Origin of the sequence: Inhella sp., assembly GCF_041912635.1 — a bacterium.
GTDB lineage: Bacteria > Pseudomonadota > Gammaproteobacteria > Burkholderiales > Burkholderiaceae_C > Inhella.
Genome location: NZ_JAYRMO010000012.1, coordinates 1 through 25,702, shown reverse-complemented (window position 1 = coordinate 25,702; position 25,702 = coordinate 1). Strand labels below are relative to the sequence as shown.

The following is a 25,702-nucleotide window of genomic DNA, read 5'->3' as shown; positions in this document are numbered from 1 at the left end:
TCGTGAAATGTGGCTTTTGAGACTGGAGGCACTTCACCAAGGAGTGCCCCATGTCACCAGATATCACGCCCACTGAGTCCAGCCCCGCCGCTTTTCTTGCGGCCTCCGAAGCCGCCCAGGTCCCCCCTGGCTTGGCGAACTTTGACAAGCTGCCCGACAGCGCCCATGTTCGCCTTCCCATCGTTGCCCAGTTGTTCAGCATCGGGCCGGCCACGGTCTGGCGCTGGTCCAAAGAGGGGCGACTTCCTACCCCCAAAAAGCTAGGCCCCGCCACAACGGCGTGGAACGTGGGCGAGCTGCGCCGCACCTTGGCGGGAGGTGCAGCATGAAACCCGGAAATGACAACGCCCTGGCGACCGTTGGCGCGGCGCAGGGCGTCGAGGGGGTTAGCTTTGCGAGCAACCCGAATTCTGCCGAGGCCAAAGCCCTGGCGCAAGACAAGCAAGCGGCCACGCTAGCCGCGCGCGCCGCCCTTGCTGGCGTCACCCTGCACCTACTCAGGGACGAGATTGGGCGCCGGGAATGGATCGCCTGCAGGTGGCATCTCACCCGCGCGTTCAGCTCCTTGCACGACCTGGAGGCATGGCTTGATCTGATCGGAGCACCGCGATGAGCAGCAGCCCGATTGATCTTGTTCTATCCCGCCTGGGGGGCCTCAAGCTGCGCGCAAACGGGCGCGACCGCTGGCGGGCCTGCTGCCCAGCACATGGCGGCCGGAATCGCTCCGCACTGAGCATCGGTGTCGGCAACGATGGCGCCGTGCTTCTGCGCTGCTGGCAGGGCTGCAACGTCGAGGCCATTGCGGCCGCGCTGGGTCTGGAGATATCAGACCTGTTCCCGCCTCGGGAGGCGCCGGGCAGTGGTGCACAGCCGCTCGCACGCCGCCGCCTGCTGAGCGCTGGCCAGGCGCTGGAACTGCTGGACTTCGAGGCCACGTTGGTGATGGTCTGCGCGCATGACCTGGCGCAGGGCGAGGCCCTGACTGAGGAGACACGCGACCGGCTGCGCTTGGGTGCAGCCCGCATCGCCTTGATGCGAACGGAGGTGGCAGCATGAGCGTCGCTGAATTGGACGAAGCCATTGCCGCCCGGGGCGCAGTGGTTCAGACCGCACTGCAGCGGGCTGCGCCTACTGCCCACCTTGACCCCGCCAGCGCGATCCAGCGCGCCCGGGAGCTGCTTTCGCCGCGCTTGGCCGAGCGTGATGCGCCTGCCTATCCGGTGGCTGCGCTTGGCCCGCTGAGTGACGTCTGCACGGCCGTCGCTGAGCATGGTCAAGTGGAGCCGGCAATGGCGGGGCAGTGCCTGCTCGGTGCTGCATCTCTGCTGACCCAGGGATTGCACAACGTCGAGACCTTGGCCGGCGTGCGGCCCTTGAGCCTGTACCTGCAGACCTTGGGCGACAGCGGCGACGGCAAGACCACGGCACAAGGCATTGCACTGCGCCCGGTGATCGAGGCCCAGCGTCAACTCGCCGCAGACTACCGCGCCGAACTGGAAGACTGGCGGGCCAAGCCGAAGGGCAAGGACAAGGGCGAGCCACCGTCGCCGCCCGCCTACCGGCTGTGCGCTGACTCCACGGTTGAAGGTCTGCGCCGCGATCTGGATAACGGCATCGTCTCGCAGGGCATGTTCAGCGACGAAGCAGCCGCCATCCTGGCCGGCTACGGCATGAGCGCCGACATGCGGAGCAAGACCGCCGCGTTCCTGTCCAAGCTGTTCGATGCGGGCCACCTGAGCGCCAGCCGCGTGACCACGGGCCGGACTGAGCGCTACGGGGTGCGCATGGCTTTGCATTGGCTGCTGCAGCCGATGGCGGCGGCGGAGACCATGACCGACCCCATGCTGAGCGCGCTGGGCTTCTGGCCGCGCTTCCTGCTGGCCTGGCCTTCGCCGCAACAGCCGCGTCTACACCGCCCGTTCCGGCCCGAGACCTTGCCCTCGGTGGGCGCCTACTGGCAGCGCTGCAGTGAGCTTCTAGCCGCTCCACTGCCCGAGGACGCAACGGACTCGCCCACGCTGGTGCTGGCGCCGGCCGCGAGGCTGCTGCTGGGTCGCGCCTTCGAGCGCTTCGAGGTGCAGGCCCGCAAAGGTGACTTGCGCGGCATCAAGCCGTTCGCCCTGCGCGCCGTCGAACAAGCGTGCCGAGTGGCCGGGGTGCTGACAGCGTTCGCGGGCGAGGTCGAGGTGAGCGAGGCCAGCGCCCGCAACGCTCTGGCGCTGGTGGGCTATAGCCTGGACTCCTGGCAAGCCATCATCGAAGGCGGCGCAGCCGACCCGAGCGCCGCGAACGCCCTGCGCCTGTACGAGTGGCTATTTGGGCGAACCGGCGCCAGCGAACGACTGGCCGTGATCGTCAAGGATGGCCCGGCGCAGACCCGCACCAAAGACAAGCGGGATGCTGCTCTAGACCTGCTGGAAGCGCATGGCCTGGTGCTGCGGATTGAGGGCGGCAGCGTCAAGGCGGTGGCACCTTGCGGTGCGGCCTACTGGACCGCTGCCGGCTTCGCCACCCGCTGGGAGGCCGAGAACGCTGGGTGCTATGCGCACAACGCGGCGCAGTTTCATGCCGGTGCGCGGGTGGCTCCATGAGCGCGCGCGCTTCTGAGCTGCTGGCCGACCTGCTCTTGCCTGTGAGTGGGCATGCCCCTGCGAATCCTGCGAATCCTGCGAATCGTGAGCATTCATGCGGCCTGGCAGCCGATTCGGAGCCTGCGAACGGTCTGCGAATCTCTGCGAATCCTGCCCCTGTGACAGCGACTTCGCCGCCAGATTCGCAGGTTTTCGCAGGCGTTCGCAGACCTGCAAAACCCCCGGGAGCCCAGCATTCATGCGGGTTTTCGCAGGATTCGCAGGATTCGCAGCACACCGCCCGCGTGGAAGTCGGCCCACTGACCCAGACCGGCCTCGCGATGCCAGAGAGCACCCGCGAAGTGCTGGACGCGCTGCTGTGGCTTCACCCCATTGCTGGCGCCCTGAGCGTCCGCGCGCTGGCTGACGGGGCACGCCTGCCCGCCGGCATGGTGGCTCGAGCCCTGGATCTGCTGCACGCCGCTGGCCTAGCAGGCCGGCACGGCGGAGGGTGGGCGCCTTCTAGCCGCCTGCTCCGTGAGCTGCAGAGAGACAGCCGAAACACGACATCCACCCCCCGCGCCGCTGACCTCACCACCGCGTCAATCGGCCGTCAGTGGGCCGAGATGCACCAGCGCTGCGCGGGCTTTGAGCCCGGGTTGAACTGAGTCACCACCGCGCCGCCTGCGCCGGCCTGGTGGCGCGGCTCACTTTGAGCCGGAACCCGAAAGGAACTGAGATGACCAAGGACGAGGGTCGGGCCGCCGTGCGCGCCTGCGAACTCCGAGCGCTGGCCGCTTCCATGCGACTGGCCTATGCCCAACAGCGCGTGGCAGCCGATCCGCTGTTGCTGCTGTCTCTTGCGGACAAGCGCATGCGCGCAATTGCGCAGGCTGGCCGAACCGTTCAGCGCTTGCCCGCGCTGCCAGACAAGCGCCGTGCCGTGTTGTTGGCTCGCCTGAGCCGAGCAACCCGAGGTGCCCTGATTGAAGTGCGCAACTGACTCACCACGACGAGGACCACATGAAAGCCAACCAGAAGACACCAATGCTCGCCGCCGAGTTCTGCCCCACCTATGCCGCCCTCATGCATGAGGCATTCCAAACCCAAGATGCTCTGGACGCGGCACAAGCTCGGGAGAACGAGTTGCTGTTGGCGCTGGCTGCTGATCAGGGCGCGATGAGGCACACCAGCGACCCGCTCGAGCGGCTGCGCGCTGTGATGGCTGGCAAGCAGATTGAAAAGCCAGGAGAGAAGCGCGAGGTTCTTGCCCGTGAGCTTGCCGAAGTGCGGGCACTGATCCCCGAGTTGCAGCGCGGTTTGCGCTCGCTGCAGGAGAAGGCAGAGGCTGCGCGCTGGCGTGCCACTCAGCGCCGGCTGCAGCAGCCCGACTGTCAGGATCTCGTGCGCTCTTTGGACGAGGCCCTGAAGGCGGCTGAGCGGGCTCAGGCTGCGCTGCAGGGCAAGGCCGATGAACTGATCCAGCAGGGGTATGCCGCCAATGAGGTGGAGTTGCCCTACTGGGTTGGCATGGGCAAGGATCATTTGACCGAGCAGGCGCGAGCGTGGCGGGCGTTCCTGCCTGCGCTGGCGGGGATCTAAACGCATCTCTGGGGCTTCGTGTGGTGGCCTTTGCGGGTCAATCGCACGAGCCCCAGGGGTAGGGGGGCGTCAAAAGTTGCCGGAGACCGGTTCAGCGGACCACGTGGTCCCGCACGCGCAGAAAAAATCCCCCTTTGAAAGGAATTCAAGATGACAGGCAAATCACGCGGCTGGGGTGGTGCACGCCCAGGTGCTGGCCGGAAACCAAAGCCGCCGGCCTTCCTTGGCCTGAGCGCGACCTATGACGATCCGGAACAGTTCCTCCGCGCCGTCATGAACGACGCGACGGCAGAGGCCAAGCTGCGCATTGACGCGGCGAAGGCACTCATGCCCTACGTTCACCCTCGGAAAGGCGAAGGCGGGAAGAAGGACGCGGCACAACAGGCGGCCAAGAAGGCAAACAACAGGTTTGCGCCAGCCACGCCGCCAAAGCTGATTACCGCAGGCGGCAAGAAGGTCTGACCCCCAACCCAGGCCGCTTATGCCCGCCAGGCCAAGGATTCAGAGCTGATTCAGTACGCGACCGAAATCAAGGTGCGGGCCGAGCGGCGCGCAGGTGAACTCTCCTTATCGATGGAAAAGGCGCAAGGCCGGCGAACCGATCTTGCAACCTCGTCCAACGATGTGACGAAGTTGCAAACCAAGGCAGAGACGCTCGCGGACGCAGGCATTTCTAAGCAGGAAGCCAGTCGCTATGAGGCACTCGCCGCCATGCCGGCCGAGCACTTCGAGACGGCGGGCAGGTGCGCAATGTTGGACAGTCGCAACATCGCGCCGCATCATCCCGTCGCGTCTTTTTTGTTGGGCTGGTTGGTGGATTTCGCCCCTAATTGCTTGTTTCTCATAGAGAAACTGGCGGAAGCGGTGAGATTCGAACTCACGGAGGGCGCAAACCCTCGCTGGTTTTCAAGACCAGTGCCTTAAACCACTCGGCCACGCTTCCTGAGGGCGCGCATTGTCACTCAGCCCGGCTTCTGCGCCTGCTCGCAGCGCACTTGAACGATCTCGCGGCGGCCGCCGTCGATGCGGGCGGCACTCAGGCAGCCGCCCCAGACGCAGCCGGTGTCCAGCGCCAGCAGGTCCGGCTGGTTGATCAGGCCCAGGGTGCTCCAGTGGCCGAAGGCGATCGGCGTGCCGCGGCTGGCACGCTGGGGGTGCTCGAACCAGGGCAACAGGCCGGGCGGGGCGGCATCGGCGCCTTCCTTGGTCTCGAAGTCCATGCGGCCGCCCAGGTCCACAAAGCGCAACCGGGTGCAGGCATTGATGATGGTGCGCAGGCGCTCGGGCCCCTGGAGTTCGTCGCGCCACAGATCGGGCTGGTTGCCGTACATCTGCGGCCAGAAGGCGGACAGGGCCTGCGGGTCGCGCAGCAGCGCCTCGACTTCGGCCGACAGGGCCAGCGCCTGCTCGGCCGACCAGCCGGGTAGCAGGCCGGCGTGCACCAGCAGCCAGCCCGGCGCCTGGGCCACCAGGGGGCGCGCGCGCAACCAGTCCAGCAGCAACTCGCGGTCGGGGGCCAGCAGCAGGGCGTCGAGCTGCTCGCTCTTCTTGGCCTTGCGCACGCCGGCCGCCACCGCCAGCAGGTGCAGGTCGTGATTGCCCAGCACGGCCTGGGCGCCCAGGGCGACGACGCGCCGCAGCGTGGCCAGCGACTGGGGCCCGCGGCTGACCAGGTCGCCCAGCAGCCAGAGCCGGTCGCGCGAGGGCGAGAAATCCACCGCGGTCAGCAGCCGCCCGAGGGCGTCGTCACAGCCCTGCAAATCACCGATGAGCCAATCCATGGCCGCGCATTGTGGGGGCGGGGGAACCCTGGTTCGGCCCGCCCGCCCGAGGCTGAGAGAATGCGCCCCGCGCCGCCTGCCGGCGCTTTTTTCTGGCGCCACCGCGGCGCCGCATTGAATGGATACCGCGCTACTTCTTTTCCTGATCCTGCTGAACGGCTGGTTTGCCATGTCGGAGATGGCCCTGACGGCCAGCCGGAAGGCCAGGCTTCAGGTGATGGTCGAGGCCGGGGAGCATGGCGCCAGCGCCGCGCTGGCCCTGCACGACAACCCGACCAAGTTCCTCTCCACCATCCAGATCGGCATCACCTCGATCGGGGTGCTGAACGGCATCGTCGGCGAGGCGGCCTTCTCCGGCCCGCTCTCGGAATGGCTCGAGCGTGGTTTCCCCTTCTTCACCGAGAAGAGCGCCAACCTGACCGCGACCGGCCTGGTGGTGCTCATCATCACCTTCCTGACCATCGTGTTCGGCGAGCTGGTGCCCAAGCGTCTGGGGCAGCTCTATCCGGAGCTGATCGCCCGCCTGGTGGCCAAGCCGATGGAGGCGATTTCCACGCTGACCCGGCCTTTTGTCCGCCTGCTGACTTTTTGCACCGAGGCCACCCTGCGCCTGCTGGGGCTGAAGGATCAGGGCCAGCGCAGCGTGACGGAAGAAGAGATTGCCGCCAGCCTGGAGGAGGGCCTGGATGCCGGCGTGATCGAGGAGAGCGAGCACCAGATGGTGCGCAATGTGTTCCGCCTCGACGAGCGCCAGATCGGCTCGATGATGATCCCGCGCGCCGAAATCGCCTGGCTGGACGCCGATGCCACACCCGAGCAGGTGTTGGCGGTGCTGCAGGCGCACGGCTACAGCCGCTACCCGGTGTGCCGGGGCGATCTTTCCGATGTGCTGGGTGTCGTCACCGCCCAGGGTCTGCTGGCGCGTGCGCTGGCGGGGCTGCCCCTGAACCTGGCGGAAACGCTGGATCCGCCGGTGTTCGTGCCCGAAACCCTGTCGGGCATGGAGCTGTTGGAGCATTTCCGCGCCAGCGATGCCCCGCTCGTGTTTGTCGTCGATGAATACGGCGAGGTGCAGGGCGTGATCGGCCTGCGCGACCTGCTGGAAGCGATTGCCGGCGAATTCAATGCGCCCAGCGATGGCGAAGCCTGGGCGGTGCAGCGCGCCGACGGCAGCTGGCTCATCGATGGTTTGATTCCCGTGCCGGAACTGAAGGACCGGCTCGGGCTGAAGGAACTGCCCGAGGAAGACCGCGGGCGCTACAACACCCTGGCCGGCATGATCATGCTGCTGCTGGGGCACCTGCCGCGCACGGCCGACGCGGTGGAGTGGGAGGACTGGCGCTTCGAGGTCGTCGACCTCGACGGCAAGCGGGTGGACAAGGTCTTGGCCACCCGACTCGCCTGAGCCTCCAACACGGCGCCACGGCGCCGACATTCGGCCTTTATCTGAGAGAAATCCCATGCAACTCCCCCCGATGTACCGCAGCCTGGTCGCTCTGGACCGTGCCCAGCACCGCAATCTGCGCGTGCGCCAGGATCTGATCAACCTCAACCCGGCCAAGAGCCTGAACTCGATGTTCCTGAACGTCATCGAGTTCGCCGACGCCTGCCAGAACTTCCCCATCGTGTTCGTGCGCGCCGGTCAGGGCCAGGATGGCAAGCCCGCGCCGCTGATGCCGCTGGCCGTGCTGGGCCTGCAAAACGGTGAGAACCTGTTCATCAAGGAAGACGGCACCTGGGACGCCGAGTACGCCCCCGCCTACCTGCGCCGCTACCCCTTCGCCATGGCCCGCCTGGACAACGGCGACCAGATGGTGGTGTGCATGGACGACCAGTGGGAAGGCTTCTCGCAGACCGAGGGCCAGCCGATGTTCGACGACAAGGGCGAGCCGACCGAGTTCACCCAGTCGGTGCTGAAGTTCCTGGAGAGCTACGAGACCGAGGTCGAGCGCACCCGCCTGGTGTGCGAGGCGCTGGACGAAGCCGGCATCCTGGAGCCGATGCGCTTCGAGGCCTCGATGGAAGGCGGCCAAAAAATCGAAGTCGATGGTTTCCTGGCCATCAACGACGAGAAATTCGCCAAGCTGGAAGACGCCAAGGTGCTGGATTTCCACCGCCGTGGCCTGCTGCAGGTGGTCGAATATCACCGCATCTCGATGCGCAATATGCGCCGCCTGGCAGCGAAACGCCTGCAGAAGTAATTGCTCGTAGCAGAAACGGCCCTGCACGCAGGGCCGTTGTTGCGAATAGGCCTTGCATCAGGGGATTCCCGGGCTTATTCCGTCAATAAATTCACGCTCGCCGGCTACATTGCGGTTCCCTCTTCCTTCCGAGGGATTGGCGAGCGAGGCAGTAATGAGCGATTCCAGCATAGAAGAATCAGGCCCCGTGGGGGCGCTGGAGGCTTGGCTGGCTCCTGTGGCGCCACCCCTTGAGCGATTTGCGGCCGAGCGCGTGCAGGGCAGCGCGGGCTGGCTGGCCAACCAGGCCCTGGTGGGCCGGCGCTATGGTCAGCGCGGCTTGCGCGTCACACCGCTGGAGATGGCGGCCGATGGCCTGGCCAGTCTGCGGGTGCGCGAGGGCGACCAGGTGGTTGGCACGCTGACGGTGCGCATGGACGGCCCGGCGGGCCTGGCGGCCGATGCGGTGTTCCCGGAAGAGCTGCGCGGGCTGCGCGAGCAGCAGCGGCTGTGCGAGTTCACGCGGCTGGCCGTCGATGGCGGCACCGAGTCCAAGCCTGTGCTGGCGCGCCTGTTCCATATGGCCTATCTGTACGCGCACCGGATCGAAAAGGCCGAATTGATCGTCTTTGAGGTCCATCCGCGTCATTCCCCCTTCTACCGGCGCATGCTGGGCTCGCGCCTGCTGGCCGGCGAGCGCCTCGATCCGGCCGTCAACGCCCCTGCGGTGTTGATGTGCAAGCCGCTCGACGAGATGCGGCGCGACATCGAAACCATGGGAGGCCGGGCGGACTTGATCGCCCAGGCGCGCAGCCTGTACCCGCTGTTCTACGGCCCGGCCGAGGAAGCCGCGCTGCTGCGCGAGATGCGCCTGGGCGTGTAACCCAGCTGGGCCGAGCAGGCCTGCGCGGTGCGCAGCAACTGCTCCAGGGCGGCGCCCAGCGGGCGGCCGGGGCTTTCCAGCCACTGCTGGCGCGGCGCCAGCGCCACCAGCGCCAGTTCGACCCGACCTGCGGCGTTGTGCACCGGCACGGCCACGGCCGCCACGCCCGGCGCCAGGGCCTCGTCGCTCAGGGCCCAGCCCTGTTGCTGCACGGTCTCCAGGATCAGCCGGCCGGCGCTCGCCTGGCCGCGCCAATGCCGGCCCACTTCGTCCCAGGCTCGATCGGCCGCCAGCACGCGGCCGCTGGCGCTGTCTGCCACGCTGAGCACGCTGCCATGGCGCAGATGGATGTGCACCGGGGCGGGCGGGTGCGCTACGCGCAGCACCGTCGGGCCCTGGTTGCCCCAGACGGCCAGGCCCACCGTCATGCCCAAGCGCTGGGCTAAGGGTTCCAGTTGTTCGCTGGTCAGGCGCACCGGGTCGTGCTGCTGCAGGCTGATGAGACCGAGCTCGCGCGCGGTGGGCCCCAGCGCATAGGGGCCGCCCTCGACCGGCTGCTCGATCAGGCCGAGCCGGCAGAAGCTCACCAGATAGGCATGGGCTTTGGCGGCCGGCATGCCTGCGGCCTGCGCCAGGTCCTTCAGCGCCATGCTGCCGCCCGCGTCCATCAGCGCGCGCAGCAGGGCGCCGCCGACCTCGATGCTCTGGATGCCACGGGCGCGCGAAGGGTTCATGAGCAGATTCTAGATAGACGAATAAATTTGGAATGGCAGAATTCCGCTCCGCCGCATCTCAGCCCCTCCGGAGCGCCATGAACTCACTGTCCTACCTCGCCGGCTTCGGCAACCAGCATGTCAGCGAGGCCCTGCCCGGCGCCCTGCCGGCCGGCCAGAACAGCCCGCAGCGCTGCCCCTATGGCCTGTACGCCGAACTGCTCTCCGGCACCGCCTTCACGGCACCGCGCGCGGCCAATTTGCGCACCTGGATGTACCGCCGCCAGCCCTCGGTGGTGGCCGGCCGTTACGAGGCATACACCCAGCCCCTGTGGCTGAGCGGTGCCGCCAACGTGGAAGCCAGCGCACCGCAGCCGCTGCGCTGGGGCCCGCTGCCCTGGGCGCAGCCGGGGCTCGATTTCGTGGATGGCATGCGCAGCTATGCCGTGAATGGCGACCCGGACGCCGGCGTGGGCATCGCCGTGCACCTGTACGTGGCGGACCGCGCCATGGGCCGCCGTGCGCTCGTGAACGCGGACGGCGAGATGCTGATCGTGCCGCAGCAGGGCGCGCTGCAGATCCGCACCGAGTTCGGCTGCCTGGTGGTGGAACCCGGCGAGATCGCCGTGGTGCCGCGCGGCGTGGCCTTCAAGGTGGATGTGGACGGCCCGGTGCGCGGCTATGTGTGCGAGAACCACGGCGCCGCCTTCCGCCTGCCCGAGCTGGGCCCGATCGGCTCCAACGGCCTGGCCAACCCGCGCGACTTCCTGGTGCCGGTGGCTGCCTTCGAAGACGCCGCCGGCCCCTACGAGATCGTCAAGAAGCAGGACAACCGCTTCTGGTGCAGCGAGCAGGCGCACAGCCCCTTCAATGTGGTGGCCTGGCACGGCAATCTGTACGCCTACAAGTACGACACGCGCTGCTTCAACACGATCAACACCGTCAGCTTTGACCACTGCGACCCGAGCATCTTCACGGTGCTGACCTCGCCCTCGGACACCCCGGGCTGGGCCAATGCCGACTTCGTGATCTTTCCGCCGCGTTGGATGGTGGCCGAGAAAACCTTCCGTCCGCCCTGGTACCACCGCAATGTGATGAGCGAGTTCATGGGCCTGGTCTACGGCCAGTACGACGCCAAGCCCGAGGGCTTCAAGCCCGGCGGCGCCAGCCTGCACAACGCCTACGTGCCGCATGGGCCAGACACCGATGCCTTCGCCGGTGCGTCCAACGCTGAACTCAAGCCGCACAAGCTCGACCACACCCTTGCCTTCATGTTCGAGACCCGCCTGCGCCTGCGCCCCACGCCCTTTGCGCTGGGCGGCGGCGCCATGCTCGAATCGAACTACGACCAATGCTGGGCCGGCCTGGCCGACCAGTTCAACTCACAGCAGCCATGAACTCCCTCGACCACACCCATGACCCCGCCGCCCAGAGCTGGGTGGCCAGCGCCAATGCGGCCGACACCGACTTCCCGCTGCAGAACCTGCCCTATGCCCGCGTCCGCCGTGCCGGCACGCAGCAGGATTGGCGCATCGTCGTCGCCATCGGCGACCAGGCCCTGGACCTGGCCAAAGCGGCCAGCGCCGGGCGCTGGAGCAGCGCCATCCAGGTGCTGCTGGAGCCGCTGGCGCGCGGCGACCTGAATGCGTTGATGGCGCAGCCGGCCGCGGCCCGGCGCGCGCTGCGTCACGCCCTCTTTGATGCGCTGCGCGAAGGCAGCCCGCAGCAGGCCCGCCTGCAGGGCGCGCTGATCGCCCAGGCCGAGCTGGAGTTCAGCCTGCCCGCGCGCATCGGCGACTACACCGACTTCTACGCCGGCATCCACCACGCCCTCACGGTGGGCAAGCTGTTCCGTCCGGACAACCCGCTGCTCCCTAACTACAAATGGGTGCCGATCGGCTACCACGGCCGTGCGTCCAGCATCGTGGTGAGCGGCACGCCGCTGCGCCGCCCCTGGGGCCAGCGCAAGGGCCCGAACGATGAGGTGCCGCAGTACGCCCCCAGCCAGCGCCTGGACCATGAACTGGAGCTGGGCCTGTGGGTGGCGCAGGGCAATGCGCTCGGCGAACCGATTCCGATCGAGCGCGCCGAAGAGCATCTGTTCGGCTTGAGCCTGTTCAACGACTGGTCGGCCCGTGACATCCAGCCTTGGGAATATCAGCCGCTCGGCCCCTTCCTGGCCAAGAACTTCGGCAGCACGGTCTCGCCCTGGATCGTGACCTGGGAGGCGCTGGCCCCGTTCCGCTGCCCGATGGAGCGCCCGGCCGAAGACCCGGCGCCGCTGCCCTATCTGCAGCACAACGCCAACGAAGTGGCGGGCGGCGTGGACCTGCAGCTGGAGGTGTGGATCCACACCGCCGCGCAGCGCGCCGCCGGCCGCGGCCCCACGCGCCTGGCCTGCAGCAACATGCGCCATATGTACTGGACGGCCGCCCAGCTGCTGACCCACCATGCCAGCAATGGCTGCAATCTGCAGCCCGGCGATCTGCTCGGCACCGGCACCATTTCCGGCCCGCTGCCCGAGCAGGCCGGCTCGCTGTTGGAGCTGACCCAGGGCGGCCGCCAGCCGGTCGACCTGGGCGAGGGCGAGACCCGCACCTTCCTGCAGGACGGCGACGAACTGAGCCTGCGCGCCTACGCCGAGCGCCCGGGTGCGCGCCGCATCGGCCTGGGGGCCTGCAGCGGTGTCATCCTGCCCGCGCTCGCCCGCTGAGCTTCGTCAGCAAGGCGGAAAGACCCAGCCCCAGGCCGATCCCGATGGCGTCGGCCAGCCAATCGGCCGCTTCGCCCTGGCGCGGCGGCAGTTGGGTCTGCAGCAGCTCGATCAGCAAGCCGTAGGCCAGCCAGGCCGCCACATGGCGCCAGCGTGGCGTTCTGGGCCAGCCTTGCCTACTGACGAAGCTCAGTGCGGCGAAGGCGAAGGCATGGTTGGCCTTGTCCCAGCCGGTGCTGGCCAGGTCGGGCGGGGCGGGGCTCAGGGCCAGCCAGCTCACCAGCAGGGTGAGCAGGGCGCACAGCAGGCGCCAGGTGAACAGAGGCATGGCTGGGGATTGTCCTAGGGGCGAACACGCCACAGCCGGGTGGGGCTCGGTCCGGACGGAAGGCATGCTTCAGTCATTCGAAGGAGACCGGCCGGCGCCGGTCCCGGCACCTTGGAGACCTGCATGAAGTTCAAGCTCGGCCTGTGCGCCGTAGCCCTGGCGGCCCTGGCCGCCTGCGGCGGCGGAGAAAACAGCCCACCGCCCCCCAGCACCACCACGACCACCCGCCTGATCGCCTTCGGCGACAGCCTGACGGACGGCGGCGCCTACTCGCGTGGCAACTCGCTGATCCTGCAAAGCCAGGCCGGCGTGCCCAAGGCGGCGGCCGATCTGGTCGGCAAGTTCACCAACAGCCCGGGTGAGGTGTGGGTGGAAGTGCTGGCACGGCGCCTGGGCACCACCATCGCGCCTGAGCGCTTCGAAGTCGGCTCGGCCAGCCCCGTGGCCGCCAGCAACGGCGCCAACAGCGCCGCCAATGCCACCAATTACGCCCAGGGCGGTGCGCGCGTGGCCAAGGTGCCCGGCGTGGGCTGCAACCCCAATGCAGCGGGCGCCTGCACCGCGCAGGCGGCTGTGCCGCTGGTGACGCAGATCGACCGCGCGCTGGCCAAGGGCAATTTCAACCCCACCGACCTGGTCGTGATCTGGGGTGGCGCCAACGATGTGTTCTTCAACGCCACCCTGGCCGGCAATGACATCACCGCCGCCAGCGTGGCCGCCGGGCGCGCGCTCACCGCGGCCGAGACCCAGCTCATCGTGGCCAAGTACGTCATCGAGATGGAGCAGGCCGGTCTGGCGGCGATTGCCCAGGTCAAGCGCGTCAAGGCTGCGGGGGCCCAGCGCGTGGTGCTCATGACCATCCCCAATGCCGCGCAGACCCCCTTCGGCGTGGCCGGCGGTGCCTCCACCCAGGCCCTGCTGACGGCCCTGAGCGGCGCCTACAACGCACAGATCAAGAAGGAAGTCGAGCTGATGGATCCGGGCGTGCTGCTGTTCGATGCCGGCGCGCTGGCCTCCAACTGGTACGGCAATCCGGCCGCCAATGGCTTCGTCAACGTGCAGGCGCCGGTCTGCAATGTGCCCGCGGCGCTGGGCAGCAGCAGCTCGTTCTGCTTCGTCACCGCGGCCCCGGCGGGCTCGGCGGGCAACCCCTTCCTGCGCGTGCTGCCGGCCGGCGTAACGCCGGCCAACTCGATGTTTGCCGATGGCGTGCACCCCTCCGTGGCCGCGCATGAGAAGTTCGGCGTCGCCATGCACGAGGCCCTGAGGGCCAAGGGCTGGGTCCAATGATCTCGAAGGCAGGAGTTCCCACCATGAAGCACATCGCACTCAGCCTTCTGGCCTTGGCGGCTGGCGCCGTGCAGGCGCAGAGTTCGGTCCAGCTCTACGGCATCCTGGACGTCGGCGTCACGAGCATCGAAGGCTATGGCAGCGGCAAGCGCACGTTCGTGTCCAGCGGCACCCAGCTGGGTTCGCGCCTGGGCCTGAAGGGCACCGAGGAGATCGCACCGGGCTGGAAGGCCATGTTCCAGATCGAGCATCAGCTCTACGCGGACACCGGCTCGCAGAACCAGCAAACGCCCATCAGTGGCACCGCCCTGCCGGCGCGCGTGCTGGTCGATATCCCCAACACCATCCGCGACCAGCTCGTGCCACAGCTCGGCGCCTCACTGCAGGCCTCGCTGAACAACCGTTTCTGGCATCGCCAGGCCTGGGTGGCCGCCGTCACCCCGGCCGGTGCGCTGTCGCTGGGCCGCCAGTACAGCCCGGTGTTTGCCACCTTCGGTCGCTTCGATCCGCACCAGGCCGGCAACGTGGGCAACGCCTTCGCCACGCTCACGGTGCCTACCGGCCTGGAAGTGCGCATCGACAACTCGATCCAGTACGTGGCCGAGAAAGATGGCTTCCGCCTCAATGTCATGTACTCGCCGGATGAGAAGGAAGTGGGCAATGGCCGCTTCTGGGGCATCAGCACCGGGTACGAAATCGGTGGCTTCGACTTCGGCATTGCGCACCAGCGCCGCAAGACCTCGGAAGGCCTGGATTCGCTCGAGAACACGATGATCGGCGCCAGCTACGAGACCGGCCCCTTCAAGCTCTGGGGCCAGTGGATCCGCGCCAAAGATCTGCACCCGGTGTTGGGCGCCCAACTGCGCGCGACGCTGAATGCCAGCACGGCCATCCCGGCCGTGCTCAAGCCGGCCTTCCTGGCCTATGGCTCGCAGATCGCCACCGCGCTTGGTTTCGATGGCTCGCTCAGCTACGTCGGCGTGCACTACAAGATCAACCCGACGCACAAGCTGGTGGCCAGCTACGGGATGTACAACGACAAGCGCGCCATCAATGCCGATGCCGCGATTGCCGGCCTGGCGCTGGAGCACATCAAGAGCAAGCGCACCTCGATCTGGCTGTCGGGCAGCTATGTGGACAACAAGGAAGTGCAGCAGATCCTGCCCTACTCGCAAGGTCTTCTCTACGGCTTCACCGACAAACCCGGCCGCGACGCCAGCGCCCTGTCCGTCAACATGGTGCACCGCTTCTAAGCGCGCCGCCCCTTGCTCCCAGCCCGGCCTCGGCCGGGCTTTTTTACGCCTGTCGGATCAGGCCGATGCCCAGGCCGAGCAGCAGCAGGCCCATGGCCGCATCCAGCGCGCGCCAGGTGGCCGGGCGGGCCAGCCAGGGCGCCAGGCGCAGCGCGGCAAAGCCCAGGGCGCTGAACCACAGCAGGCTGGAAAGCGCCGCGCCGGCCACGAAAGCCGGCTGCAGTTCAGCGGGCTGCTGCGCGCCCACACCGCCGAGCAGCAGCACGGTGTCCAGGTAGACATGCGGGTTCAGCAGGGTGAACGCAGCGGCCTGGGCCAGCGCCGCGCGGCGACTGCCCGCACCCTGCTGCGCGGCCTGCAGGCTGGCGCCGGCGCGGGCGGCGCGCAAGAGCGAGCGCAGGCCGTAGGCGCACAGGAAGAGCGCACCGCCCCAGGCCAGGCCGGTGCTCAGCCAAGGCAGCTGCGCGCCCATCCAGGCCGCGCCGAACACGCCCAGGGCCACCAGCAGGGCGTCGGCCGTGGCGCAGAAGGCCAGCACGGGCAGCAGGTGCTCGCGCCGCAGGCCCTGGCGCAGCACGAAGGCGTTCTGGGCGCCGATGGCGACGATCAGGCTCAGGCCGAGGCCGAAACCCTGGGCGCTGGCAAGCCAATGGGGCAAAAGGTTTTGCATGGCCGCCATGCTCGCTTTGGGGCATGTTGCAATCCAGTCAAAGTTTCTAAAGCTGCTGAAGCCAAACTGAAGCCATGCAACTCGATTACGCCCAGCTCGCTGCCCTGGTGGCGGTGGTGCGCGAGGGCAGCTTCGATGCCGCCGCCCGTGCCCTGCACCTGACGCCGTCGGCGCTGAGCCAGCGCATCAAGGCGCTGGAGCACCGCCTGGGTGGCCCGCTGTTGCTGCGCGCGCGGCCCTGCCGCATCACGCCGCTGGGCGAACCGCTGTTGCGCCATGCGCAGCAGGTGGAGCTGCTGGAGCAGGGCCTGCTGCAAGGGCTGCTGCCGGGCACGCGCGGCGAAACGCCCAGCCTGGCGGTGGCGGTGAATGCCGATTCGCTCAGCACCTGGTTCATGCCGGCGGCGGCCGCCTTCAACCAGGCCAGCGGGGCGCTGCTGGATCTGCGCGTGGACGACGAAGGCCACACCGCCGAGGCCCTGCAGCGCGGCGAGGTGCTGGCGGCGGTGACGACCCGGCTCAGCCCCCTGCAGGGCTGCCGCAGCGTGGCGCTGGGGCGGCTGCGCTACCGCGCCTGCGCCAGCCCGGCCTTCGTGGCGCGCCATTTCCCGCAGGGAGTGAGTGCGCGCAGCCTGGCGGCCGCGCCCAGCCTGCGCTTCAACGCCAAGGACGATCTGCAATACCGCTGGCTCCGCCGCCTGCTGAGGCGCGAACTGCGGCCGCCGGCGCATGCCATTCCCAGCAGCCAGGGCTTCGTGCAGGCCTGCGAGGCCGGCCTGGGCTGGGCCCTGCAGCCCGAGCCCCTGGTGCAGGAGGCCCTGGCTGCGGGGCGCTTGCTGGAACTGGAGCCGCAACTGCCGCAGGACGTGCCGCTGGTGTGGCAATGCTCACGCCTGGAGCTGCCGCTGCTGCAGCAGCTCACGGCGGCGGTGCGTCAGGCCGCGGGCGTCTTGCGGCGCTGAAGGGCCAGCGCCAGCAGGCCCAGTCCCAGTAGCGCCAGCGGTGCGGGCTCGGGCACGTTCTGGCCGGGGCCGTCCTGGCCGTCGCTGAGCCACAGGCCGCCGAAGGCCGGGCTGACATAGCTCAGATGGCCGAGCGCTCCGTGGTCCAGCACGCTGAAGCTCACGCTCTGCAACGCCGCCGTGCTGTGCAGGCCCAGGAACAGGGGCTCGAAGGAGAGCTCCAGCACGCGCTGGAAGCTGGCGCCCAGCACGTCGGTGAGGTTCAGCTGCACCAGCACGTGTTCGCGGCTTTCGCCGAACAGGTCCAGCGCGCTGACCCAGCCGGCCAGGCCGGTGACCCCGGCGCTGAAGCTGTTCAGCTCCAGGCGGTCCAGCACGGCCTCGGTGCTGAGAGTGAGGCCGCCCTGACCGTCGGCAAAGCCGTAGAGCGCGTGCTGGGTGCTGTCCACCTGGTAGCCGTGGCGGCCGGCCTGGCGTTGCAGCGGGCCATTGAGCACGGTGTCGGCGGGCAGGTCGGCCAGGCTGTCGTAACCGGCGTGGGCGTACTGGGCCTTCCAGGCGGGGGCGTCGAGCAGGGTCAGGTCGGCACGGGCGGAACCGGCCAGGGCCAGGCCCAGACCGAGCAGGGAGATGAGACGAAGTTTCATGGGAGAGAGCTCCTGAGGGCGCGCCGCCGCGGCGGCGCGCGAGAGGGGTTTACTGGCCGAAGGGCAGGGCGCTGTACATGCCGCGCAGGGTGGCGCCGGCAAAGCCGGCGCGCGGCACCACGGTGACGTAGATCCAGCCCTGGCCGTTGGTGGGCACGTTCAACTGCACGGCGCCGCCGGCCTGGACTTCACCGTGCACCTGGTGGTCCTGGGCGGTGGCCCAGCCGCCGGCCTTGGCGTACACGTCGGCACCGCCGCCGGCCACTTCGGCCAGACGGAACAGCACCTGGTTCCAGCCGGTGCCGCGCAGGTAGTAGTAGCGCGCGCCGCCATTGCCGGGCACCGCGCGGGCGCAGCCGTTGCCCAGCTCGGACTCGGATGCCGCGCGGCAGGGCCCCACGGCATTCGCGTCCACCAGGGGCAGGGTGCCCGGGCGCTGCGACAGGCAGCCGCTGGACTGCAGCTGGCCGCCGCCCACGCACTCGTTCAGCCAGCGCGAGAAGTCGGCATCCAGCTGCGTGCCCAGCCCCAGGATCTGCTGGCTGTAGCCGGCGTAGTCGGCCACGCGGGTGCGGGGCAGGAAGGCGTCCACCAGCTGCGGCTGGCGCTCCACCATGTAGCGGGCAGCCAGGTAGCCCCAGTTGTAGACACGCGCGCTGCCGCTCTCATAGGTGTTGCGCATGACTTCGCTGAGCGCCAGCGGGGCCGTCTGCGCACGCGAGGTGGCGTCGGCATTGAAGCGGCGCAGGTGGGCGAAGGAGATGTATTCGGCCAGGCCCTCGATCCACCACACCGACGAGGCGCGGTTCACGCCGTTGCTGAGCGGGTAGTCGTTGAAGCCGCCGCCCATGTTGAAGCGGCCGTCCAGGTAGTGCACGAACTCGTGGTTGAGGTTCCAGATCTCGAAGCCGCTCAGCCACTCGGCGCGGTGGGCGATGAAGCGCGCCTGGTTGCCCGCCACCCAGGGGCTGCCCTCCAGGTAGATGCCGCCGTTGTCGGTGTTGTTGCCGAAGATGTGGCCCGAGAAGCGCTTGTATTGCTCCGAGCTGTCGAACACCACCAGCTCCAGGGTCTGGTTGTTGTCGTTCGGCACCGGGCGGCCCAGGGTGTTGAAGACGGCGTGGAACTCGCCGGCCTGCTGGATCACCGACTCGCAGCTGGCCTGCAGCTGGGCCGGCGTCATGGCCTGGGCGCGGATCACGTAGTTCGCATTGCAGGCGTGACGGATCGGCAGCTTCTGCTGTTCCAGCGTCTGTGCCGCATTGCAGGTGCCGTAGGAGGCGCAGTAGGGCGCGTCATAGGCGTCCACCATGTCGGCAGCGCGCAGCCAGACGTCGATGGCCTGATCGTTGCTGGGCTGGAACTGCGCCATCTGCGCCACGCCCATCAGGCGCACGCCGTCCTTCAGCGCCGGGTGGCGCAGGAAGCGCAGCATCTCGCCCACGGCATTGCGCAGGTGGTAGTCGTTGTCCGTGCCCAGCAGGGTGCGGTTGCGGCTCAGGAAGCCGTCGAGCGCGCGGGCGTAGCGCAGGTCGTTGCGTACCGCGGTGATGTAGGCGGTCTGGCCGTCGCCATAGAACAGGGTGTTCATGGCGGCCAGCAGGGCGTCGTTGTGCCAGTAGCCGGCCTGGGCGTGCTGGGGCTGGAACTGCTCGATCCAGCGCGCTGCGGCCGGTGCCAGCGCGGCGGCAAAGCCGGCCGGCACGGTCTTGAAGACCTCCGCCACCACATAGGCATTGGTCTCGTTGCTGTCGTAGAAGCGCGGCGCGGCGGCCAGCTGCTTCATTGCGCCCAGGGCCGCGTTCATCACGCTGCGCGAGGCGGCCGGCACGCCGGTGCTGCTGTTGCCGGTCTCGCTCAGGTACCACCAGTAGCCGGCCGTGCGCAGGTAGGAGAGCAAGTTCTTGACCTGATCGCTGTCGGTGCCGGTGTAGTTCATCGCGCGCAGGCGCAGGGTGTTGGCCACCGCCACCATGTTCTCGTTGCTGAACACGGTGCGGTGGTCGGCGGCGCTGCCGGTGTAGAGCTGGTACATGCAGCCGCTCAGCGCGGCCTGGTCGATGAAGGCGATCAGGTTCGCGCCGCTGCGGCCGCGGAAGTCGGCGGCCTGGCAGCTTTGCGCGGCCTGGGCCGTTGCGCCATCGGCCAGGGCGCGGGCGGACAGGGCGGACTGCTGGCGCTTGCGCAGATTGCTTTCGGCCGGCAGCGGTTGCGGCTGCTCGCCGATGCGTTCACGGCGCTGCAGCAGGTCTTCGGCGCGGCGCAGCGGCAGCTGCGAGGGGTGCAGGCCCTGGCGCGCCACGTGCTCGCCCTGGCGGGCCTGGCCGGGCTGGCTGGGGGCCTGCACTTGCAGGCTCTCGGCCTGTGCGCGGCGCAGGGTCAGGGGGTCTTCGGGGCGGGGCAGGCTGGCCAGCGCGGGCTGGCTCAGCAGGCCGGCGCAGAGCAGGGCCGCCGGCAGGCGCCAGACGGAAGGGTGAGAAGGCATCGGGGACTCCGGGTTGGGTGGGCCAAGCTGGCCCGGGGAACGTCACAAGAACGCGAGCAGCCCGGTACTGCGCAAGCCGGGGAAAGCACGGCCGGCAGTCTGCGCAGCGGCCACTTTTCTGTCTTGCGCCGCCCCGGCGGGGCGGAGCCCGAAATCGGCACAGGCGGTGATTTCGGTCAAGGCCGGCGCGTGGCCGGCGCTCTAGGCTGGCGGCCCCCTTGTCTTGCTGCCTGCACCATGTCCGAGCCCGCCGCCCCCGCTGCCGACCTCCTCATCGTGGGCGCCGGGCCGGCCGGCCTGGCCTTGGCCTGCGCGCTGCACGACCAAGGCTGGCAGCCGCGCGTGCTCGAACAGCAGCCCGAGGCCGCGCTGGCCGAGCCGGCCGACGACGGCCGCGAGATTGCGCTGACGCACCGCGCGCGCCGCATCCTCGAAGGCCTGGGCCTGTGGCAGCGGGTGTGCGCGCAGGGCGAACCCGTACCCCTGCGCGCCGCCAGCGTGCGCAGCGCCGGCAGCTCGCGCGTGCTGCCCTTCGCTTCGCAGGCCCACGAGGCGCTGGGCTGGCTGGTGCCCAACCAGCGCCTGCGCGCCGCGGCCTGGGCCGGTGCCCGCGCGCGCGGCATCGCCATCGAAACCGGCGTGGCCGTGCAGGGCCTGCAGCGCAACGAAGAGGCCGCCACCCTGCAGCTGGCCGATGGGCGCCAGCTGCGCGCCCCGCTGGTGGTCGCGGCCGACAGCCGCTTTTCCAGCCTGCGCCGCCTGGCCGGCATCCCGGCGCGCAGCCTGGATTTCGGCCGCTCCGCCCTGCTGTGCCCGCTGACGCACGAAGCCGAGCACCAGGGCGTGGCGCAGGAATGCTTTCTGGCCGGCCACACCCTGGCCCTGCTGCCCATGGCCGGGCGTCAGAGCTCGGCCGTGTGGACGGTACGCAGCGACGCCGTGCCCGCGCTGCTGAGCCTGAGCGAAGCCGAATTCGCCGCGCGCGTGGAGCAGGCCTGCGAGGGGCGCCTGGGGCCCATGCAGGTGGCCGGCGCGCGCCAGGTCTACCCGCTGGTGGCGGTGTACGCCGAGCGCTTTGCCGCGCATCGCTTCGCCCTGGCGGGCGACGCGGCCGTGGGCATGCACCCCGTCACCGCGCATGGCTACAACTTTGGTCTGTACGGCATCGAGACCCTGGCGCAGGAACTGGGCGCGCTGCGCCGCGCCGGCGGCCGCAACCCGGGCGACGCCGCCGCCCTGCAGCGCTACGCCCGCACGCACCAGCGCGCCACCCGCTTCATCTTCGAAGGCACCAATGCCGTGGTGCGCCTGTTCACCGACGACCGCCCGCCCGCGCTGCTGCTGCGCCGCGCCGTGCTCGATCTGGCGGCCTGGCTGCCGCCGGTGCAGCGGGCCATCACAAGGCAGCTGACCGGCTCCTGAACCCAATGCCTGCGCGCGCGGGGGCTGGGGCATCATTCCGCCGAGCCCACGAACTGGAGAGCCCATGCGCCTGGCGTTTCGCCCGCTGGCCCCGCTGCTGGCCCTGCTGCTGGCCGTACCGCTGGCGGGGCCGGCCCTGGCGGCCGAAACCGCCGAGGCCGTCCTGAACGACCTGGCCGCCCACGGCTACACCACCCCGCCCGCGGCCCTGCAGCGCCTGCGCGCCGCCCAGGCACCCGGCCCTGCGGCGCCGCTGGAGGCGCGCTGGCGCTATGAAACCAGCCTGGCCGGCGTGGCGCTGGAGGCGGGCGAAGACGCCTTGGCGCGCGCCGCGCTGAGCCGCCTGCAAGCCATGGCCGACCGCGAGGCCTGTGCGCCCTGCCGCCACAGCCAGCTGCTGGTGGCCTTGCGGCTGGAAAACCCGCGCGAGCCCGGACCCATCCGCCAGGGCCTGGCCCGGATGACGGCCTTGCCCGAGCCGGCCGATCCGTTTCTGCTCATCGATTGGCTGCTTGCCCGTGCCAGTGCGCAGTTCAATCTGGGCGAAGCCGAGCCGGCGATTACCGACGCGCTGCGCGCCGCCGAGCTGGCGGCCGCGAAGCAGCAGCCGGCCAACCAGGTGGTGGCGCTGGAGCTGCTGGGCCGCATCAACGCCACCCGGCGCGACTTCCAGCGGGCTGATGAGTACGCCCGCCGCGCCATTGCCCTGGCCCGCTCCATCGGCTTCAAGTACAAGCTGGCCAGCCTGCTGTTCAACCACAGCTACACCTTGGCGCAGCAGAAGGAAACCCGCGAGCGCAAGGCCGTGCTGCAGGAGCTGCTGCAACTGGCCGAGGAGCTGCGCATCGACGCCGGGTTGATGCAGAACACCCTGATCAACCTGGCGGCGCTGAGCAACGATCTGGGCGAGTACCGCCAGGCGGTTGACTACGCGCAGCGTGCCGAGGCGCTGTCCGACCTCAAGGCCGACCCCAATGGTTACGCATTCTCCCTGGTCAACCGCGGTGTCGCCTGGGTGCATCTGGGTCGCGCCGACGAAGGCCTGGCCCTGGTGCAGCAGGCGGTCACCATCGGCGAACAGAGCGTGGCCGCGGGCGGCGACAAGCGCGAGCTGGCCGATCTGATGGAGCAGCAGGTCAATGCCCTGGAAGCCGCCGGCCGCTGGCAGCCCGCGCTGCAGACCCTGCGCCGCTGGGTGACGCTGGACGCCGAGCTCACCCGTTCGCAGCGCGAGCAGGCCATTGCCCAGCTGCAGGAATCGGTGGCCGCGCAGCAGCGCCTGCGCGAGATCGAGCGCCTGCGGCTGGAGCAGGCGCGCGGCGAAGCCGAGCTGCAGCTGCGCCGCTGGCGCGAACGCGCCTGGGCTGGTGCCGCTCTCATCGTGGCCCTGCTGGCCTTCATCACCTGGCAACGCCTGAGCCGCTCGCGCCGCATCAACCGCCGCCTGCGCAAGGACATGGCCCGGCTCAGCGACGAATCCAACCACGACGCCCTGACCGGCGCGCACAACCGCCGCTTTGGCGAGGCTCTGCTGCAGCGCCTGGCAACCGACAACGCCGCCCGGCCCGAGGGCCAGCGCCACAAGGTGGCCCTGCTGCTGCTGGACGCCGACCACTTCAAGCGCGTCAACGACGGCCACGGCCACGCCGCGGGCGATGCCGTGCTGATCGAGCTGACGCGCCGCCTGCAGGCCATGCTGCGCGACGGCGATGCCGTGGTGCGCTGGGGCGGCGAGGAGTTCCTGCTGATCCTGCCGCGTGCCGACGAAGCCGGCCTGCGCGCCCTTGCGCCGCGCGTGCTCGCCGCCATCGGCAGCGCGCCCATCGCCATCGGCGAGGGCAAGAGCCTGGAGGTGCGCGTGTCGGCCGGCGGCGTCATCTGGGAAGCCGACGGCGCCAGCGACTGGCCGCTGCTGCTGGCCCTGGCCGACGCCGCGCTCTACCGCGCCAAGGCTGAGGGCCGCAACCGCGTGGTGTGCGCCTGGGCCGGCGCGGGCCTGGCGGCCGCTGACGCCGAGCAACTCGAAGCAGCCGTGCAGCAGGGCCGGCTGCGCCTGGAAACCGTCGCCGGCGTGCCGATGCCGGGCTAAATCTGCACCCGCGTGCCCAACTCCACCACGGCGTTGTCCGGCAGGCGGAAGTGGCGCGCGATCGAGCCGGCGTTGTGGCTCATCAGCCCGAACAGGCGCTCGCGCCAGCGCGCCATGCCGCTGCCGGGGGTCGAGACCACCGTCTCGCGGCTCAGGAAGTAGCTGCACTCGAAGGCCGGCAGGCCCAGCGCCTCCAGCGCCTGCGGCACATCCGGCGTTTCCATGAAGCCGTAGTGCAGGGTGATGCGCTCGAAGCGCTCGCTCAAGGGCTGGCGCTGTGCGCGCTCCGCCTCGGCCACCCAGGGGCGGGACTCGGTCACCACCGTCAGGATCAGGTTGCGCGCGTGCAGCACCTGGTTGTGCTTGAGGTTGTGCAGCAGGGCCTGGGGCACGCGGCTCGGGTCGGCCACCGGGTAGACGGCGGTGCGCGCGATCTGCGGCAGTTCGCTGCCCTCCAACTGCGCCAGGAAGGGTTCCAGCTCCAGGCCTTCGGCGTGGATGCTCTCCATCACCAGCGCGCGCCCGCGCGCCCAGGTGCTCATCAGCACGAACAGGCCCAGGCCGAAGGCCAGCGGGGCCCAGCCGCCGTCGAAGAACTTGATCGCGCAGCCAGCCACCAGGGCCAGGTCCACCGTCACGAAGAAGGCCGTGGCAGCCAGGGCCAGCGGGCGCGGCATCTTCCAGGCGCGGCTGATGACCACGTAAGTCAGCAGCGTGGTGATCAGCATCGTCAGCGTGACGGCGATGCCGTATGCCGAGGCCAGCGCCGACGAACTGCGCGCCAGCACCACCGCCGCCAGCACGCCCAGCAGCAGCGCACTGTTCACCGCCGGCAGGTAGATCTGCCCCGAAGCCGCCGCCGAGGTGTGGCGCACCTGCATGCGCGGCAGAAAGCCCAGCGCGATGGCCTGCTTGGTGAGCGAGAACGCCCCGGAGATCACCGCCTGCGAGGCAATGATGGCGGCAAAGGTGGCCAGCACCAGGGCCGGCAACAACCAGGCGGCGCTGAAGAGCTTGAAGAAGGGGTTGGCCAGGGCCTCGGGGTCGCCCATCAGCAGCGCACCCTGGCCCATGTAGTTCAGCGCCAGCGCCGGCAGCACCAGGCCCATCCAGGCCAGGCGGATCGGGCGGCGCCCGAAGTGGCCCATGTCGGTGTACAGCGCCTCGGCGCCGGTGAGCGTCAGCACGATGGCGCCCAGCGCCGCCAGCACGCCCCAGCCGCGCTCACTCAGGAAGGCCAGGCCATGCAGCGGGTTCAGCGCCTGCAGGATGGCCGGCTGCTGGGCGATCTGCACCACGCCGCTGCCGGCCAGCAGCAGGAACCACAGCACGATCACCGGCCCGAAGAAGCGCCCCACCGCGGCCGTGCCATGGCGCTGCACCAGGAAGAGCCCGGTGAGGATCACCAGCGCGGCCGGCACCACATAGGGCTTGAGCGCCGGCGTCAGCACCTCCAGCCCCTCCATCGCGCCCAGCACCGAGATGGCCGGCGTGATCACGCTGTCGCCATAGAACAGCGTGGCCCCGGCGACACCCAGCAGCAACAAGGCCGCCCGCAGCCGCGGCTGCCCCGCCACCGCCTGACTGGCCAGCGCGGTGAGCGCCAGCACGCCACCCTCACCGCGGTTGTCGGCGCGCAGGATCAGGATCACGTACTTCAGCGTCACCACCAGCATCAGCGCCCAGAACATCGCCGACACCGCACCGATCAGGTTCGCCTGCGTCAGCGCCACGCCGGTATGCGGCGAGAACACTTCCTTGACGGTGTAGAGCGGGCTGGTGCCGATGTCGCCGTAGACGACGCCGAGCGCGGCCAGGGTCAGCCCGGCGAGGCCTTGGGCTGGGGTGGGGTGAGTGGAATCCGAGGGGGAGGACATGCGAGCGCTTCGAGCTGTGGGGAGCGAAGCGTCGCGGTGGGGGTGTCAGGAACGCATAAGGCTTGGGGGGGCGCTTGAGGGTTGGGATCCGGATGCCGCTTCGCAGCGGAGGACTAAACCGCTCGCGCGGTAGTCGCTCCGGCCCCACCGAGGACGTTCGCTGAGCGCCCATCTCTGCGATGTTGGTCATCGAGGCAATCCGCCTCGGTCACCCACAGGAGCAGGATCATGGACGTC

Annotated in this window: 24 protein-coding genes and 1 tRNA gene; 17 read left to right on the top strand and 8 right to left on the bottom strand. The window is 69.4% G+C overall.

The window, feature by feature from the left end; all coding sequences use genetic code 11:
- Positions 1–50 precede the first annotated feature (50 nt).
- The 7 genes from ACE3QP_RS08910 (at position 51) to ACE3QP_RS08880 (ending at position 4,634) form a co-directional block, all read left to right on the top strand.
- Positions 51–329, top strand: coding sequence for a helix-turn-helix transcriptional regulator (locus ACE3QP_RS08910; protein WP_374435324.1), 279 nt, complete (start codon positions 51–53; stop codon positions 327–329).
- Positions 326–613 carry a hypothetical protein gene (locus ACE3QP_RS08905; protein ID WP_374435322.1) on the top strand — a complete coding sequence of 96 codons (288 nt, stop codon included), beginning with the start codon at positions 326–328 and terminating at the stop codon, positions 611–613. Before ACE3QP_RS08910 ends, ACE3QP_RS08905 begins: the two co-directional genes overlap by 4 nt.
- 146 nt (positions 614–759) lie before the next feature.
- On the top strand, positions 760–1,056 hold the full coding sequence (locus ACE3QP_RS08900; RefSeq protein ID WP_374435320.1) for a hypothetical protein: 297 nt from the start codon (positions 760–762) through the stop codon (positions 1,054–1,056).
- The gene (locus ACE3QP_RS08895; protein ID WP_374435318.1) at positions 1,053–2,591 is read left to right on the top strand and encodes a DUF3987 domain-containing protein; all 1,539 of its coding nucleotides are present in this window, start codon (positions 1,053–1,055) and stop codon (positions 2,589–2,591) included. Before ACE3QP_RS08900 ends, ACE3QP_RS08895 begins: the two co-directional genes overlap by 4 nt.
- A 718-nt stretch (positions 2,592–3,309) precedes the next feature.
- The gene (locus tag ACE3QP_RS08890) at positions 3,310–3,573 is read left to right on the top strand and encodes a hypothetical protein (RefSeq protein ID WP_374435317.1); all 264 of its coding nucleotides are present in this window, start codon (positions 3,310–3,312) and stop codon (positions 3,571–3,573) included.
- 20 nt (positions 3,574–3,593) lie between these two features.
- Entirely contained in the window at positions 3,594–4,172 is a 579-nt protein-coding gene (locus ACE3QP_RS08885; protein ID WP_374435315.1) for a hypothetical protein, read from the top strand.
- 150 nt (positions 4,173–4,322) lie between these two features.
- On the top strand, positions 4,323–4,634 hold the full coding sequence (locus tag ACE3QP_RS08880) for a terminase small subunit (protein ID WP_374435313.1): 312 nt from the start codon (positions 4,323–4,325) through the stop codon (positions 4,632–4,634).
- A 391-nt stretch (positions 4,635–5,025) separates the two neighbouring features.
- Here ACE3QP_RS08880 and ACE3QP_RS08875 read toward each other — a convergent pair.
- Positions 5,026–5,115, bottom strand: a tRNA-Ser gene (locus ACE3QP_RS08875).
- Positions 5,116–5,134: 19 nt separating this feature from the next.
- On the bottom strand, positions 5,135–5,953 hold the full coding sequence (locus tag ACE3QP_RS08870) for a symmetrical bis(5'-nucleosyl)-tetraphosphatase (RefSeq protein WP_374435310.1): 819 nt from the start codon (positions 5,951–5,953) through the stop codon (positions 5,135–5,137).
- Positions 5,954–6,071: 118 nt separating this feature from the next.
- Here ACE3QP_RS08870 and ACE3QP_RS08865 point away from each other — a divergent pair, with 118 nt between their 5' ends.
- The 3 genes from ACE3QP_RS08865 (at position 6,072) to ACE3QP_RS08855 (ending at position 9,016) form a co-directional block, all read left to right on the top strand.
- Positions 6,072–7,358: a hemolysin family protein gene (locus tag ACE3QP_RS08865; protein WP_374435308.1), complete on the top strand. Its 1,287-nt coding sequence runs from the start codon at positions 6,072–6,074 to the stop codon at positions 7,356–7,358.
- A 55-nt stretch (positions 7,359–7,413) separates the two neighbouring features.
- The gene (locus ACE3QP_RS08860) at positions 7,414–8,154 is read left to right on the top strand and encodes a SapC family protein (protein ID WP_374435306.1); all 741 of its coding nucleotides are present in this window, start codon (positions 7,414–7,416) and stop codon (positions 8,152–8,154) included.
- Positions 8,155–8,308: 154 nt separating this feature from the next.
- Positions 8,309–9,016 carry a long-chain N-acyl amino acid synthase gene (locus ACE3QP_RS08855; protein ID WP_374435304.1) on the top strand — a complete coding sequence of 236 codons (708 nt, stop codon included), beginning with the start codon at positions 8,309–8,311 and terminating at the stop codon, positions 9,014–9,016.
- Here the strand turns inward: ACE3QP_RS08855 and ACE3QP_RS08850 are convergent.
- A complete protein-coding gene (locus tag ACE3QP_RS08850) occupies positions 8,962–9,750 on the bottom strand; it encodes an IclR family transcriptional regulator (RefSeq protein WP_374435302.1) in 789 nt (262 codons plus the stop codon). The genes ACE3QP_RS08855 and ACE3QP_RS08850 overlap by 55 nt on opposite strands.
- 77 nt (positions 9,751–9,827) lie before the next feature.
- Here ACE3QP_RS08850 and hmgA point away from each other — a divergent pair, with 77 nt between their 5' ends.
- Both hmgA and fahA read left to right on the top strand, forming a co-directional pair.
- Positions 9,828–11,126, top strand: coding sequence for a homogentisate 1,2-dioxygenase (hmgA, locus tag ACE3QP_RS08845; RefSeq protein ID WP_374435300.1), 1,299 nt, complete (start codon positions 9,828–9,830; stop codon positions 11,124–11,126).
- Complete coding sequence (gene fahA / locus ACE3QP_RS08840; RefSeq protein WP_374435299.1) at positions 11,123–12,442, top strand: fumarylacetoacetase; 1,320 nt, start codon at positions 11,123–11,125, stop codon at positions 12,440–12,442. Before hmgA ends, fahA begins: the two co-directional genes overlap by 4 nt.
- Here fahA and ACE3QP_RS08835 read toward each other — a convergent pair.
- Positions 12,417–12,770, bottom strand: a complete 354-nt coding sequence (locus ACE3QP_RS08835) for a VanZ family protein (protein ID WP_374435297.1) — start codon at positions 12,768–12,770, stop codon at positions 12,417–12,419. The genes fahA and ACE3QP_RS08835 overlap by 26 nt on opposite strands.
- Before the next feature lie 123 nt (positions 12,771–12,893).
- Here ACE3QP_RS08835 and ACE3QP_RS08830 point away from each other — a divergent pair, with 123 nt between their 5' ends.
- Positions 12,894–14,060: an SGNH/GDSL hydrolase family protein gene (locus ACE3QP_RS08830; protein WP_374435295.1), complete on the top strand. Its 1,167-nt coding sequence runs from the start codon at positions 12,894–12,896 to the stop codon at positions 14,058–14,060.
- Positions 14,061–14,083: 23 nt separating this feature from the next.
- The gene (locus ACE3QP_RS08825; protein ID WP_374435293.1) at positions 14,084–15,313 is read left to right on the top strand and encodes a porin; all 1,230 of its coding nucleotides are present in this window, start codon (positions 14,084–14,086) and stop codon (positions 15,311–15,313) included.
- 43 nt (positions 15,314–15,356) lie between these two features.
- Here ACE3QP_RS08825 and ACE3QP_RS08820 read toward each other — a convergent pair whose 3' ends face one another.
- Positions 15,357–15,983, bottom strand: a complete 627-nt coding sequence (locus ACE3QP_RS08820; protein ID WP_374435292.1) for a LysE/ArgO family amino acid transporter — start codon at positions 15,981–15,983, stop codon at positions 15,357–15,359.
- A 74-nt stretch (positions 15,984–16,057) separates the two neighbouring features.
- On the opposite strand from ACE3QP_RS08820, the gene ACE3QP_RS08815 reads away from it, so the two are divergent.
- A complete protein-coding gene (locus tag ACE3QP_RS08815) occupies positions 16,058–16,945 on the top strand; it encodes a LysR family transcriptional regulator ArgP (protein WP_374435290.1) in 888 nt (295 codons plus the stop codon).
- Here ACE3QP_RS08815 and ACE3QP_RS08810 read toward each other — a convergent pair.
- The gene (locus ACE3QP_RS08810; RefSeq protein ID WP_374435287.1) at positions 16,918–17,592 is read right to left on the bottom strand and encodes a PEP-CTERM sorting domain-containing protein; all 675 of its coding nucleotides are present in this window, start codon (positions 17,590–17,592) and stop codon (positions 16,918–16,920) included. The two genes, ACE3QP_RS08815 and ACE3QP_RS08810, sit on opposite strands and share 28 nt — an antisense overlap.
- Before the next feature lie 49 nt (positions 17,593–17,641).
- Positions 17,642–20,077: a collagenase gene (locus ACE3QP_RS08805; RefSeq protein WP_374435285.1), complete on the bottom strand. Its 2,436-nt coding sequence runs from the start codon at positions 20,075–20,077 to the stop codon at positions 17,642–17,644.
- 237 nt (positions 20,078–20,314) lie between these two features.
- Between ACE3QP_RS08805 and ubiM the strand changes: the two genes are divergently transcribed.
- Both ubiM and ACE3QP_RS08795 read left to right on the top strand, forming a co-directional pair.
- A complete protein-coding gene (gene ubiM, locus ACE3QP_RS08800) occupies positions 20,315–21,499 on the top strand; it encodes a 5-demethoxyubiquinol-8 5-hydroxylase UbiM (RefSeq protein WP_374435283.1) in 1,185 nt (394 codons plus the stop codon).
- Positions 21,500–21,563: 64 nt separating this feature from the next.
- Positions 21,564–23,588 (top strand): diguanylate cyclase domain-containing protein, encoded by a 2,025-nt coding sequence (locus ACE3QP_RS08795; protein ID WP_374435281.1) that lies wholly within the window; start codon positions 21,564–21,566, stop codon positions 23,586–23,588.
- Here ACE3QP_RS08795 and ACE3QP_RS08790 read toward each other — a convergent pair.
- Positions 23,585–25,465, bottom strand: a complete 1,881-nt coding sequence (locus ACE3QP_RS08790) for a potassium transporter Kup (protein ID WP_374435279.1) — start codon at positions 25,463–25,465, stop codon at positions 23,585–23,587. The genes ACE3QP_RS08795 and ACE3QP_RS08790 overlap by 4 nt on opposite strands.
- Between the last annotated feature and the right edge of the window lie 237 nt (positions 25,466–25,702).

Coding starts and splice junctions, on each gene's coding strand:
- ACE3QP_RS08910 (WP_374435324.1), top strand. CDS start 51: ATGTCACCAGATATCACGCCCACTGAGTCCAGCCCCGCCGCTTTTCTT.
- ACE3QP_RS08905 (WP_374435322.1), top strand. CDS start 326: ATGAAACCCGGAAATGACAACGCCCTGGCGACCGTTGGCGCGGCGCAG.
- ACE3QP_RS08895 (WP_374435318.1), top strand. CDS start 1,053: ATGAGCGTCGCTGAATTGGACGAAGCCATTGCCGCCCGGGGCGCAGTG.
- ACE3QP_RS08890 (WP_374435317.1), top strand. CDS start 3,310: ATGACCAAGGACGAGGGTCGGGCCGCCGTGCGCGCCTGCGAACTCCGA.
- ACE3QP_RS08885 (WP_374435315.1), top strand. CDS start 3,594: ATGAAAGCCAACCAGAAGACACCAATGCTCGCCGCCGAGTTCTGCCCC.
- ACE3QP_RS08880 (WP_374435313.1), top strand. CDS start 4,323: ATGACAGGCAAATCACGCGGCTGGGGTGGTGCACGCCCAGGTGCTGGC.
- ACE3QP_RS08870 (WP_374435310.1), bottom strand. CDS start 5,953: ATGGATTGGCTCATCGGTGATTTGCAGGGCTGTGACGACGCCCTCGGG.
- ACE3QP_RS08865 (WP_374435308.1), top strand. CDS start 6,072: ATGGATACCGCGCTACTTCTTTTCCTGATCCTGCTGAACGGCTGGTTT.
- ACE3QP_RS08860 (WP_374435306.1), top strand. CDS start 7,414: ATGCAACTCCCCCCGATGTACCGCAGCCTGGTCGCTCTGGACCGTGCC.
- ACE3QP_RS08855 (WP_374435304.1), top strand. CDS start 8,309: ATGAGCGATTCCAGCATAGAAGAATCAGGCCCCGTGGGGGCGCTGGAG.
- ACE3QP_RS08850 (WP_374435302.1), bottom strand. CDS start 9,750: ATGAACCCTTCGCGCGCCCGTGGCATCCAGAGCATCGAGGTCGGCGGC.
- hmgA (WP_374435300.1), top strand. CDS start 9,828: ATGAACTCACTGTCCTACCTCGCCGGCTTCGGCAACCAGCATGTCAGC.
- fahA (WP_374435299.1), top strand. CDS start 11,123: ATGAACTCCCTCGACCACACCCATGACCCCGCCGCCCAGAGCTGGGTG.
- ACE3QP_RS08835 (WP_374435297.1), bottom strand. CDS start 12,770: ATGCCTCTGTTCACCTGGCGCCTGCTGTGCGCCCTGCTCACCCTGCTG.
- ACE3QP_RS08830 (WP_374435295.1), top strand. CDS start 12,894: ATGAAGTTCAAGCTCGGCCTGTGCGCCGTAGCCCTGGCGGCCCTGGCC.
- ACE3QP_RS08825 (WP_374435293.1), top strand. CDS start 14,084: ATGAAGCACATCGCACTCAGCCTTCTGGCCTTGGCGGCTGGCGCCGTG.
- ACE3QP_RS08820 (WP_374435292.1), bottom strand. CDS start 15,983: ATGCAAAACCTTTTGCCCCATTGGCTTGCCAGCGCCCAGGGTTTCGGC.
- ACE3QP_RS08815 (WP_374435290.1), top strand. CDS start 16,058: ATGCAACTCGATTACGCCCAGCTCGCTGCCCTGGTGGCGGTGGTGCGC.
- ACE3QP_RS08810 (WP_374435287.1), bottom strand. CDS start 17,592: ATGAAACTTCGTCTCATCTCCCTGCTCGGTCTGGGCCTGGCCCTGGCC.
- ACE3QP_RS08805 (WP_374435285.1), bottom strand. CDS start 20,077: ATGCCTTCTCACCCTTCCGTCTGGCGCCTGCCGGCGGCCCTGCTCTGC.
- ubiM (WP_374435283.1), top strand. CDS start 20,315: ATGTCCGAGCCCGCCGCCCCCGCTGCCGACCTCCTCATCGTGGGCGCC.
- ACE3QP_RS08795 (WP_374435281.1), top strand. CDS start 21,564: ATGCGCCTGGCGTTTCGCCCGCTGGCCCCGCTGCTGGCCCTGCTGCTG.
- ACE3QP_RS08790 (WP_374435279.1), bottom strand. CDS start 25,465: ATGTCCTCCCCCTCGGATTCCACTCACCCCACCCCAGCCCAAGGCCTC.